The sequence below is a fragment of the Alkaliphilus serpentinus genome, assembly GCF_009017255.1.
Taxonomy (GTDB): Bacteria; Bacillota; Clostridia; order Peptostreptococcales; family Natronincolaceae; genus Alkaliphilus_D; species Alkaliphilus_D serpentinus.
Window position 1 is genome coordinate 15028 of sequence record NZ_WBZB01000016.1, and the last position, 12800, is coordinate 27827.

The following is a 12800-nucleotide window of genomic DNA, read 5'->3' on the forward strand; positions in this document are numbered from 1 at the left end:
AATGCAGTAGGGTTATTAATTCTTCTTTAGTAAGTTTTAATTAGGATCCTGTAGTTAATATAGTATATTTATTAAAATTAGATTATTATTTATAAACCCTGAGGAATGCTTTTTTATAAGTATCCTTCAGCTAAAACTGCCAGAGGACTTCTCTCTACATGCTTTAGAGTGATATGTCCCGATAGGGGTGAGAATTTTAGCTTTTCAATAAGATAAACTAAGCCATTGGATTTAGCATCCACCAGGACGTTATCGATCTGACTCATGGAAGGGTCTCCAATAATGATAAATTTGCTACCCTGGCCAGCTCTAGTTAACATTAGTTTCGCCAGGTGGGGGGTGGTTTCCTGAGTTTCGTCGATAATTACTAGTGTATTGGCTAGGGTTCTACCCCTCATGTAATTAAATGTTTTCAGCTCCAATAGACCTATTTGACTGTAGGTTTCTACAAAGTTATCGGCAGTGAAATTAGGTTTCTCACCTTTTTTAATAATATTAATCTTTTCCTCCCGTTTATGCCTGCTCTTCTGATCAATCAGGTTGTCTACTGCATCATAAAAGGCTGACATCCAAGGTCGAAGCTTGTCCTTCTCTTCACCAGGCAAAAACCCGATATCATTACCTGCTGGTACAACAGGTCGAACAAATACAAGCTTTCGGAAATCCCCCTTTTCCAATACACTTTCTAAGGCATAGGCAATAGCCAGTATGCTCTTACCACTTCCAGCTCCTCCGCTGATAGACACTAAGGGCACATCGGGATCATGAAGCAGCTCAAAGGCCATTTTCTGCTCGCGGTTGATGGGCTTTAGACCCCAGGTCATATTATTGGAATATTCTAAAGGTACAATACGTCCATTTTTATATTTAACTAAAATCTCATGATTGGATTTGTCCAAGCTTCTAATATGAAAAAAATGATTTGGGTAGAGAATCTCCTCCTTCATCTCCTCTGGCAGGGGAATGCCGTTCTTATTACGATAAATTCTGTCTATGATATCGGAGGTTAAATACACCTCACTATAACCCCTGTAAAGCTCATCTCCATGTATCTTATCATTTTCATAATCCTGCACCTGAAGGCCTAAGGATTCTGCCAGTACCGTCATAGCAGCATCCTTAGTAACCAGGATGGTAGGGGTTTTTTTATGAGCCTTAGCTAGATTTAATGCTATGGCTATGATTTTATTATCATTTTTATTTCGATCAGTACCATCGGGTAGAGCTGTGAAATCCATATAGTTGGTTTCAATTCGAATGGTTCCCTTATTAGGTAGAGGGATACCCTTGCTGTAATTACCCAAATGCCTTAGCTTATTCAGTTCCTTTAAAACCTCCCGGGCATGATAGCCCACAATTCCATCCTTCTTTTTTAGATTATCTAGCTCCTCCAGTACAATAATAGGAAGGATTAAATGGTTATCCTCAAAGTTGTACATGAATTTTGGATCATGGATGACAACATTGGTATCAATAATATAATTTTTAATCACAGTGCCTTCCTCCAATTCTATTGTAGTTTTTGTCTTTATTTGTGGATATTTATTAACCTTGTTTAATATATTACACATGAAAGGACCCTTTCCTGCCAGTATACATTAATTTAACATAGAATTAAATAATCCTATCTGTATCCTAAAATCTATGAATCAACTGGTATCAAGGCTTTTAAATAAAGACTATGAAAAGAGTTTTTTCAAATGGGTCAAAAGTCGTGGTTTTTATGTATGATCGTATTGGTAGTAAAGGGTGGAGTATATAGCTAAGCAAAGTAGTTTACACTTATTGCCAAAACATGAATAAAGAAGTATAATGTAGTTAATAAATTAACAAATGTGGTTATAAATGGGGGATCCTTATGAAAGAGATTATAAAAGTGATCAAAAATAAATGTAAACAGTGTTATTCATGCGTTAGAAACTGTCCGGCCAAGGCTATAAAGATTGAAAATGGTCAGGCAACTGTGATTTACTCCAGATGCATTAATTGTGGAATGTGTATAAAGGCCTGCTCTCAAAATGCTAAGGTGGTAATTGATAGCAAAGAGAAAACCTTAGAAATTTTGAAAAATCATCAAGAAGTGGTGGCATGCTTAGCCCCCTCCTTTGTAGCATCCTTCCACCAGTATCCCTATAAAAAAGTTATCGGGGCTTTGAGATCTATTGGATTTTCGCAGATATGGGAAGTTGCAGTAGGTGCTGAAGAGTTAACAAGGCAGTTGGATGAATTCTTTCAAAAAAAACATCAGAAAAAAACCTATATTAGTTCTCCCTGCCCAGCCTTTGTAACTATGATCGAAAAGCATCATCCAGAGCTTATAAAGTATCTTCTACCCTTTGCCTCTCCTATGATTGCAACTGCTAAGATTATTAAGGATATTTATAAAGAAAGAGATATAAAAATTGTATTTATTGGACCTTGTGTGGCAAAAAAATCTGAAGCAGAAGACCCTCAATTTGAAGGAGTAATAGACAGTGTTTTAACCTTTGAGGAAATTAAAGAAATCCTGAAGGAGAAAAGGGTAAGTATTCACAAGTCTAAAGAGGGGAATTTTGATAGTCTCTATTGTGATCGAGGAAGGTTATATCCATTATCGGGAGGACTATTAGCCAATCTTAAAGCAGTAAAGAACTTTAAAGATAACCAATATGAGTGTATCGAAAATGTATCAGATTGTGCAAACCTCATTCATGCTCTATCCACCGATAAAGTTTCAGGAAAACTTATTGACGTATTAATGTGTAAAGGTTGTATCGAAGGGCCTAAAATAGATAGCAAATTGAATTACTATGATAAGCTCAATAAGATTTACGAGTTTTTTGAGACAAACAAGGTGGGAGAAAGAGAAAAAGTTTATTATCATGTAGATTTAAAAAGACACTATAGAAATATTAAAGATATCTTATCTGATCCTTCGGAAAATGAGATTGAAGAAGTTTTAAGAAAAACCAATAAGTTTACCCAAGAGGATGAGCTTAATTGTGGAGCCTGCGGTTATGATACCTGTAGAGAAAAGGCTGTAGCTGTAGTTCAGGAAATAGCTGAAGTGGATATGTGCTTACCCTATCTATTATCAAAAAAGACAAAGCTTCTTGATGAGTTGTCTGAAAGGATTAAGGAGGTAACCATTTTAAAGGAAGAGTTAGAGACAGTCATCGAATCCTCCTATGATGGTCTAGTGGTTACGGATGGGGAGGGGAAAATACTAAAAACCAATAAGGCATGGAGTAAACTATCGGGAATTTTGGAGGATAGTATAGATAAATCCGTCCATGAAATTCAGGATAAATATCTGATGTTTCCATCAGCAACCCTCATGGCCCTAAAGGAGAAGCGAAGAATATCCTTTATGCAGGAAACAAGGTCAGGTAAAGAGTTTTTAGTAACTGCAACACCCATTTTTGAAGAAGATGGAAAGGTAAGTAGGGTTGTATCTAATGCTAGGGATATTGAAGAGCTCAATCGATTAAAAAGGCAAATAGAAGAAGCACAAAGATTGCAGAAGTACCATAAAAATTTTGACAATAATATAATTGATAAAGTAAATATAGAAAGTGAAAACATTGTTGCCAATAGCTTTGAGTTTGGAGAAATATTACAAACAGCCAGTAATATAGCCGGTGTAGATTCGACGGTTCTGGTATTGGGAGAATCGGGGGTAGGTAAGGAAATCGTAGCTAAGTTTATACATACACTAAGCAAACGTAAAGATCATTCTCTGATAAAGATTAATTGTGGAGCTATACCAGAAAACCTTATAGAATCAGAGTTCTTTGGATACGAAACCGGCGCCTTTACTGGAGCTAGAAGCAAAGGAAAGCCCGGCCTTATAGAGCTAGCCCATCGAGGAACCCTTTTTCTAGATGAAATTGGAGAGCTACCCCTCAACCTCCAAGTAAAGCTTCTTAGGGTTATTCAGGATAGAAAGATCATGAGGATTGGAGGAACTGAAGAGGTTGATGTCGACATACGATTAATAACAGCCACCAATAGAAATCTTCAGAAAATGGTTTTAGAAGGTAAGTTTAGAGCAGATTTATTCTATAGACTCAATGTAGTTCCCATAGAGATACCTCCACTGAGGCATAGAAGGGCGGATATATTACCTCTCTGTTATTATTTCATTGATATATACAATAAAAGGTATGGCTGCAATAAGGAAATTACCTTTAATGCAGAAAGTGCTTTGTTAGATTATAGCTGGCCTGGCAATGTAAGGGAGCTTGAAAATCTGATTGAAAGATTGGTTGTGACGGTGAATAAGGATATAATTGATGTGGACGATTTACCATCCTTTATTTTTCAAAAGGATGAAAACATGAGTAAAAAGATTGAGGTTGATGGGATCCTTCCCCTAAAGGAAGCTGTTGAGTTATTGGAAGAAAAACTCATATACAGAGCCCATAAAAAATACAGTACCACCTATGAAATGGCCAAGGCCTTAGGCGTAAATCAATCAACAATTGTAAGGAAGATCCAAAAATATTTAAAGGAAGATGCAGGTGAGCATTATTAAATGCAGTAATGCATTAAAAGGGATCTTTTTTGGTCCTTCTAATGAGTTGGATAATCTTATGAAAAAGAATCTTAAATGTTTTTAAGAAAATTGAATGTAGTAATTCTAAGATGCTGGTAGGTATAAACTACCAGCATTTCAGTTTTTTTGTGAAAAAACTAAGTTTGTTAAAAATTTGGCATACTTCGTGCGATATCTTTAGATGAAAAGTTTAAAGGGGGGAGTGTATGAAAACCAATCTAACCTATAATCAATTAAGAAATGCTGCAGAGGATTCTTTAGCCAAAAAAAATTGCAAGGGGAGAATTCGTGTACTGTTAGGGTACTCAACCTGTAGTGTTACGGTGGGAGCCAATGAAGTGCTAAAGGCTTTACAGGAGGCTGTGGCATATGGGCAGTTAAGAAATGTCATCATTGAAACAACGGGGTGTGTAGGATTATGTTCCAAGGAGCCTTTAATCGACGTAATAATGCCCGATGATAAAAAGTTTACCTATGAACTGGTTACACCCAAAAAGGCTATGGCAATTGTCATCAACCATTCTTTATATGAAGAGGATGTTGAGGAATGGTTAATAAAAATGTAAAAGGGGGTTATTTTAATGTGTATCGTTTTAGAAGACAAGACTATGGAGATTATTGACAACGTAGGAAACACACCTGATAAATTATTGGAAGTATTAATTGCAGTTCAAGAGAGCTCTGAGGAAAATTATATTTCTGAAGAGCAGTTGGTTTCTGTATCAAAGGGTCTAGGAGTAACCCTTAGCAAGGCCTACGGAGTTGCAACTTTTTATTCAATGCTTTCTTTAAAGCAGAGGGGAAAATATGTAATTCAACTGTGCAATAGTGCACCTTGCTATGTAAATAAAGCCTTTGAGATCATAAGGGCATTCGAAGAGAACCTAGGAATAAAAGTTGGAGAGGTAACCGATGATGGCCTATTCTCTTTAGAATTTGTGAGTTGTATAGGCGCTTGTCATATGGCACCTGCTGTTAAGATTAATGATGAAGTATTTGGTAATCTAGATAGATTTAAGGTAAAGAGCATTCTAGAAGAAATCATAAGGAGGGAAAGATAGATGGCCAATATTTTATCAAAATTTTATGTCAAAACAAAGCCATTATCTATTAAAGAATACAAAGAAAATGGTGGTTTTGAAGGGTTAGAGAAGGCTTTGCATAAAATGAAGCCTCAAGAAATTTTAGATGAGGTTATAAGCTCAAACCTTAAGGGCAGAGGAGGAGCTACCTTCCCTACGGGTTTAAAATGGCAATTTACAGCAAATGAAAGCAATGAAACCAAATACATTATTTGTAATGCTGATGAAGGAGAACCTGGTACATTTAAGGATAAGGTCCTTTTAGAGGGCTGCCCTTTTCTATTGATCGAAGGAATGATTATTGCTGCATATGCTGTTGGTGGAACAAAAGGATATATTTATATAAGAGGAGAGTATCCTAAATCAAAGGAAATGTTAAGAAATGCTATTGGAGTACTAAAGGATGAAGGATATTTAGGAGATAAGATTTTAGATACCGATTTTAGCTTTGACATAGAGGTAAGGTCAGGATATGGAGCCTATATATGTGGTGAAGAAACAGCCCTTATAGAGTCCATTGAAGGAAATCCTGGTAGAGCAAGAACAAAGCCCCCCTATCCACCCAACAAGGGTCTGTGGGGTAAGCCAACCCTTGTTAATAATGTTGAGACCTTAGCCAATATACCCATTATTCTTTCTATGGGGGCAGAAAAATTTAAAGAATATGGTACAGCATCCAGTAGTGGTACCAAACTAATATCTGTATCTGGTAGTGTTGTAAATAAAGGTGTTTTTGAGGTGGAGTTTGGTGTTACCTTAAAAGATATCGTATATGAAACATGTGGGGGACTTACGGAAAATAGTAAATTTAAGTTTTTACAGCTAGGGGGTTCTGCTGGGGCATGTTTACCAGAAAATCTACTAGATACAAAATTGGATTTTGATGATTTGAGATCTAGGAATATTAGCTTAGGATCAGGAGCTATACTTGTTGCAGATGATACCACCTGCTTACTAGGATTTATTAAAGCCACAGCAGAGTTTTTTGAGCATGAGTCCTGTGGAAAATGTACACCATGTAGGGAAGGAAATAAGCATGTAACTAAATTACTAGATAAAATCGTTAATGGTGTAGCAACAGTAGAGGATTTAGAAATCCTAAAGGATGTTGCATTAACCATGAAGGAAATGTCATTATGTGGCTTAGGTCAAGCAGCGCCTACGGCTCTATTAACAACACTAAACTATTTTGAAGGAGAATACAATGAGCATATAAAAGGGTATTGCAGAACTGGAGTATGCTTCATGAAGGGGGGAGAGGTTGTAAATGAATAAGGTAACCATTAACATTGATGGTCGAGATATCACTGTAAAGGACGGAGCAACTATATTAGAGGCTGCAAAGGAGTTAAATATTCAAATACCAACATTATGTTATCATCCAGATCAAAGCATAAAGGGGAGCTGTAGAGTATGTACTGTTGAGGTAGAAGGGATAGAAAATTTACAAGCATCCTGCTGTACCCTAGTTAGGGACGGAATGAAGGTAAGAACCAACACCAAAAGAGTTAGAGATGCACGGAAAAAGGTTCTTGAATTAATCATAGCCAGTCATAACGACAATTGTTTAGCTTGTGTAAGAAGTGAAAATTGCGAGTTACAGGCATTAAGTAAAGAGCTGAGCATGAAGGAAACAAGATTGGAGAAGATTGTTAGTAACGTGTCAATCCAAGATGATAATCCTTCTATTGTTAGAGATAGTAGCAAGTGTATTAAGTGTGGTAGATGTATTGAGGTTTGTCACGATGTTCAAGGGGTAGGAGCTATATACAATTTAAATAGAAGCTTTAACATGGAAATCGGTACTCCCCTGGGTAAGGATTTGAGTGAAATTTCCTGTGTCTACTGTGGCCAATGCATTAATGTATGTCCAGTTGGTGCAATATATGAAAAAACCGATATAGATAGAGTATGGAAAGCATTAGAGGATGAGGGTAAGCATGTGGTGGTTCAAGTTGCGCCGGCTGTAAGGGTTTCCATAGGGGAAGAGTTTGGAATGCCTCCTGGCAGTATATTAACGAAAAAAATGGTGGCAGTTTTAAGGGCACTAGGCTTTAATAAGGTTTTTGATACGGATTTTACTGCCGACTTAACAATTTTAGAAGAAGGAAATGAGTTCCTTCATCGATTAAATGGCGGTGGAACCCTTCCAATGTTTACTTCCTGTAGTCCTGGATGGGTAAGGTATATAGAAAACTTCTATCCTGAGTTACTTGATCATGTATCCAGCTGTAAATCTCCTCAGCAAATGTTTGGAGCATTGGCTAAAACCTATTATGCAGAGAAGGAGAATGTTGATCCAAAGGATATAGTAGTTGTATCCATCATGCCATGTACTGCTAAAAAGGCTGAAGCAGCAAGAGATGAAATGATCGATAGTGGGTATCAGGACGTAGATATCGTATTAACCACTAGAGAACTAGGTAGGATGATCAAAGAATCAGGTATCGATATGATCTCTTTACCAGAAGAAGAGTTTGATGAGCCTTTGGGAATATCCACTGGTGCCGCAGTTATATTTGGAGCCTCTGGTGGAGTTATGGAAGCCGCCCTCAGAACTGTATATGAGGTTGTAACAGGGGAAGAACTAGAAAATATAGATTTTGTTAACCTCCGAGGTATTGAGGGTTTTAAGGAAGCAGTAGTTAAGGTAGGAGATTTAGATGTTAAGGTGGCTGTTGTCAATAGTCTGATGAGTGCTAAGAAGGTATTAGATATGGTTAAGGAAGGAAAGGCGGATTATCACTTTGTAGAGGTGATGTGTTGTCCAGGAGGCTGTATTGGTGGTGGTGGACAGCCGATTCCAGGAACCAATGAAATAAAAAGAAAGAGGGTAGAAGGCATCTATAATGCAGATAAAAAGCTAGCATTAAGAAAGTCCCATGAGAACCCAGCTGTGAAGGTCCTATATGAGGAGTTCTTAGAAAAGCCATTGGGAGAAAAATCCCATCATCTACTGCATACCCATTATGTAGATCGAAGCAACTAAATAGATAAATCTTTAGTGTAAAGTCTCATAAAATAAACCTATCAATTGATTTTTGTACAGGAATAAATTGGATTTGGTATCTTGTTAAATGTTTGTGGGTATGTTAATATGAAGGTGTAATCAATACAAAAAAATGGATTTTTTATTTCTGAACTACTCTCCTTGATTTATTTAAGGAAGGTTAAGAATTATAGGTCCAGATAAATTAAGGAGGAATTTAAAAATGGCGGACAAAACTATTTCATGTAAGGATTGTAGTTCAGACTTTCTATTCACCGAGAATGAGCAGGCATTTTATAAGGAGAAGGGTTTTGAAAATGAACCTCAAAGATGTCCTGATTGCAGAAAGAAAAAAAAGCAACAAAGAAATAATAACAATAATAGAGGTGGCGGAAATAGAGGCGGCTTCGGAAATAGAAGATCATAAAAAATAGAGAGAAGAAATTCTCTCTATTTTTTATGATTAATGTCTAATGTCAACATCCCCAGAGGAGGATATTATTTCGATGAAATCGGTAAGTAAGGGAATAGTTCACCAGCCATATTTTGAATTGGCATAGTTTGAATCCATACCTTACCTGGGCCTGTTAAGGTAGTTAGGAATAGGCCCTCACCACCGAATACAATGTTGCTGAAGCCTTTAACCATCTCAACACTCATATTTACAGAGGACTCATACATACCAACGGCTCCTGTATCAACCTTTATGGATTCTCCAGCTGCTAATTCCAGCATAACGCTTTCTCCATCAATTTCTACGAAGGCCATCCCATTTCCTTTTAATTCTTGCATGATGAAGCCTTCACCACCAAAGAAGCCGGTTCCAATTTTTTTCTGGAAGGCGATGCTGGTTTCTACCCCTTCTGTTGAACACAAAAAGGAACGCTTTTGACATATTATAGACTGCTTATCCACTGAAACTGGAATAATATGTCCTGGGAAGGTGTGGCCAAAGGCGATCCTTTGTCCTGTTGCCTGTGCTTCAAAGAAATTTAAGAAGCCGCTTTCCCCCATTAGCTTTCTTTTTAGAAATCCACCAACACCTCCATCCATGCTGGTTTTCATAGAAATACCGTTGTCCATCCAAACCATTGCCCCTGATTGGCATTTAATCAGCTCACCTTTATTTAGGGTAAGCTGTAATAGGGGCATAACACTGCCAATAATCTTATAATCCATTCCTCAAACCTCCAATATATGTAATTTAACCCTATATAATAATATGCTAAATAATATAAAAAACCTTCTAATGATGAAAAAAATAAGATTGTTATTATTTTAGATGGATTCTGATATAATAATTAGGTATTCTAAATGATAATAGAAAGTGTAAGGGAGTTATAAGGATGTTTTCAATGAATTTTAAAGATAGAGGCTTTTATATAAAGCTACTGGCTATAGCACTGCCCATAGCCTTGCAAAACCTAATATCGTCTTCATTAAATATGGTGGATACCTTAATGATCGGTAGATTGGGAGAAATTGAAATTGCATCTGTAGGTTTGGCAAATCAATTTTTCTTTCTATTTGTTTTGCTTCTTTTTGGTATTAACAGTGGTGTATCCATATTTACATCTCAATTTTGGGGTAAGGGGGATACTTCAAATATTCGTAAGGTCTTATCCTTGGCAATAATCCTAGGAGGAGGCTTAAGTGCTGCCTTTGCTGCCGGGGCTTTATTCTTTCCACAGCTAATCTTAAGGATTTTTACCAATGATGCAGAGGTTATAAAGTTAGGGGCAAGCTATCTAAGGATTGTATCAGTTAGCTATATATTTACTGCCTTTTCCTTCGCCTTTTCCTTTACCTTAAGGAGTATTGGAAATGCCAAGCTTACCATGTTTGTCAGTACGATATCCCTACTAACGAATACCTTGTTAAACTATTTATTTATTTTTGGTTTCGGTAATATCCCATCCATGGGGGTAGCAGGGGCTGCCATTGCAACACTTATATCCAGAGCCATAGAAATGCTATTAATAATCTTCTATGTTTATAATTACCAAAAGGAATTGGCCATTAGGAGACTAAAGGACTTTAAACATTCAAAAACCTTTGTTATTAGAATCTTAAACACAACCATACCTGTGATTCTAAATGAGGGCTTCTGGGCACTGGGAATGACTATGTATTCAATATCCTATGCAAGAATTAGTACAGAGGCCATAGCTGCAGTTCAAATCACCAACACTGTACAGAGTATTTTTATGGTGGTAAGCATGGGTTTAGGAAACGCCTGTGCTATAATGATTGGAAATGTGATTGGAGCAAAGGAAGAGACCAAGGCAATAGAATATGCTGGTAGATTTTCTGTATTGGGAACCCTTGCTGGATTTGTTATAGGCATCCTTATGTTTATAGCCTCACCCTTAATCATTGGCTTCTTTAACATATCTCCCCAGGTTCAATTTAACGCCCAACGGATACTATATATTATTGCCTTCTTTATGGCCTTTAAGTTCTTCAACACCCTGCTAATTATAGGGATATTAAGAAGTGGTGGGGACACGAAGTTTTCTATGTTCTTGGAAATGGGTAGTGTATGGCTATATGGAGTTCCAATGGCCTTTATTGGAGCCCATGTTCTAAAGCTTCCAATTTACTGGGTAATTGCCCTTGTATCCTTTGAAGAAATCATTAAGGGGATTGTAGGAATTTATAGGGTTCTATCGAAAAAATGGGTAAAAAATGTTATTGAAACCATGTAGCTAGATGATGCTTTCATAGATTTGACATTTTAATATACTTATGGTAATATAACTTGTATTATTTAGGTTATACTAATATGGAAAAGGGAGTAGCTGTAGCAATGCTACGGGTAGAGTCAACATACTGGTCATAAGACCTGGTTCTATCCACTTTAGATTCCTAAAGGAGCGAGACTTTTACGTTTAATGGGCTAATGATAGCCTTTTAAACATAAAGGTTTGGTTCCTTTAATTTTGTGGAAAGATCCCTTTTGTTAAATCACTCTATGCTCTTTCACAAGAGCTTTTCCTTATTCTTAAGATTATAGGATTGTAATAATATTATATTTTTTAGATGTTTTTGTATGAAATGCTTTTGTTCTTTAGCATACTATTACTTAGGAGGAAGTTGTATGATAAGTGAATTAATTTTAGGCTTTGGAATGATATTGATTGCAGAAATGGGAGATAAAACTCAAATACTTGCCATGGCCTTTGCTGCGAAATATCCTGTTCATAAGGTTTTATTAGGAGTGTTGGTAGGATCCTTCCTTAATCATGGATTAGCCGTGCTGCTGGGCTCCTATGTAACAAACTTCTTTCCCATTGAAACCATAGCCTTTATTGCAGCAATTTCCTTTATTCTATTTGGCTTATGGTCTTTAAGGATAGACCATGACGATGAAGAGGTGGATAAGGCTAGTAAATATGGGCCTCTTTTAACGGTGGCATTGGCTTTTTTCGTTGGAGAATTGGGGGACAAGACTCAGCTTACAGCTATAGCCTTGTCCAGTAAAGCTTCATATCCTCTGTTTATTTTGATGGGAACTGTAATAGGAATGGTGGTAACCAGTGCTATAGGTGTATGGGTGGGTAGTAAGCTAGGTAAGAAAATACCGGAATTAACGATGAAGATTTTGTCCTCGGGAGTATTTATTTTCTTTGGATTGATAGGGTTAAATAATAATGCTCCAGAGGTACTACAAACAGCTGGTATAAAGGTTGGCTTCGTTGGTGTTTTGGCTGTAATTCTCGCGACTATGATTTTAAAACTAAGGAGATTCCATGGATTGCAGCAAACCTCTCTAAAACGTGTAGCTGATCAGTTATATATAAATGCCCAAAAAATTCATAAATCCTTAGATGAATTGTGTAATGATAAGGGATGTATTAGCTGCCAAACTGGAAAATGTACAATTCAACAGCTTAAGGCTCACTTAGAGGAGGCTTGCCAAAACAAGTGCTTTGAAGCAGAAGGGGATTGGAGCATTCCCATTACAGAAGATATCATTACCAATGATGAAAAGCTTAAAAGTAGTCTAAAAACCGCTATAGAAACCTGTTTAGAATGCCCTAACCATAATAAAAATTGTGTAGGCAACCAGACAAGAATGGTGTTGGAAACCCTATATTTTGGTCATCCAATCAAATATAATGGTGTTAAAAAGGAATATATTCAAGAAGTAAAGAAAATTGATCCGAACTTTTTTCGATCCTAGACTTTT

At 36.8% G+C, this 12800-nt stretch carries 10 protein-coding genes; 8 read left to right on the forward strand and 2 right to left on the reverse strand.

Translation table 11 applies throughout. The features are described from left to right. Window positions 1-113 precede the first annotated feature (113 nt). Window positions 114-1493: a PhoH family protein gene (locus F8153_RS06200; RefSeq protein ID WP_151865510.1), complete on the reverse strand. Its 1380-nt coding sequence runs from the start codon at window positions 1491-1493 to the stop codon at window positions 114-116. A 365-nt stretch (window positions 1494-1858) separates the two neighbouring features. On the opposite strand from F8153_RS06200, the gene F8153_RS06205 reads away from it, so the two are divergent. From F8153_RS06205 to F8153_RS06230, 6 genes are all read left to right on the forward strand, one after another. Continuing rightward, window positions 1859-4516: a sigma 54-interacting transcriptional regulator gene (locus tag F8153_RS06205; RefSeq protein ID WP_151865511.1), complete on the forward strand. Its 2658-nt coding sequence runs from the start codon at window positions 1859-1861 to the stop codon at window positions 4514-4516. Between the two features lie 227 nt (window positions 4517-4743). Next, window positions 4744-5103, forward strand: coding sequence for a (2Fe-2S) ferredoxin domain-containing protein (locus F8153_RS06210; protein WP_151865512.1), 360 nt, complete (start codon window positions 4744-4746; stop codon window positions 5101-5103). A 15-nt stretch (window positions 5104-5118) separates the two neighbouring features. Then, entirely contained in the window at window positions 5119-5598 is a 480-nt protein-coding gene (locus tag F8153_RS06215; protein ID WP_243136919.1) for an NADH-quinone oxidoreductase subunit NuoE family protein, read from the forward strand. After that, a complete protein-coding gene (locus F8153_RS06220; protein ID WP_151865513.1) occupies window positions 5599-6894 on the forward strand; it encodes a complex I 51 kDa subunit family protein in 1296 nt (431 codons plus the stop codon). Further along, window positions 6887-8608, forward strand: a complete 1722-nt coding sequence (locus F8153_RS06225; RefSeq protein ID WP_151865514.1) for an NADH-dependent [FeFe] hydrogenase, group A6 — start codon at window positions 6887-6889, stop codon at window positions 8606-8608. Before F8153_RS06220 ends, F8153_RS06225 begins: the two co-directional genes overlap by 8 nt. Before the next feature lie 223 nt (window positions 8609-8831). Next, window positions 8832-9035, forward strand: coding sequence for a zinc-ribbon domain-containing protein (locus tag F8153_RS06230; RefSeq protein WP_151865515.1), 204 nt, complete (start codon window positions 8832-8834; stop codon window positions 9033-9035). 71 nt (window positions 9036-9106) lie between these two features. On the opposite strand, the gene F8153_RS06235 is transcribed toward F8153_RS06230, so the two are convergent. Further along, window positions 9107-9787: a TIGR00266 family protein gene (locus F8153_RS06235; RefSeq protein ID WP_151865516.1), complete on the reverse strand. Its 681-nt coding sequence runs from the start codon at window positions 9785-9787 to the stop codon at window positions 9107-9109. Window positions 9788-9963: 176 nt separating this feature from the next. On the opposite strand from F8153_RS06235, the gene F8153_RS06240 reads away from it, so the two are divergent. Both F8153_RS06240 and F8153_RS06245 read left to right on the forward strand, forming a co-directional pair. Continuing rightward, window positions 9964-11316 carry an MATE family efflux transporter gene (locus F8153_RS06240; RefSeq protein ID WP_151865517.1) on the forward strand — a complete coding sequence of 451 codons (1353 nt, stop codon included), beginning with the start codon at window positions 9964-9966 and terminating at the stop codon, window positions 11314-11316. Window positions 11317-11708: 392 nt separating this feature from the next. Further along, window positions 11709-12794 (forward strand): TMEM165/GDT1 family protein, encoded by a 1086-nt coding sequence (locus tag F8153_RS06245; protein ID WP_192929688.1) that lies wholly within the window; start codon window positions 11709-11711, stop codon window positions 12792-12794. Window positions 12795-12800 lie beyond the last annotated feature (6 nt).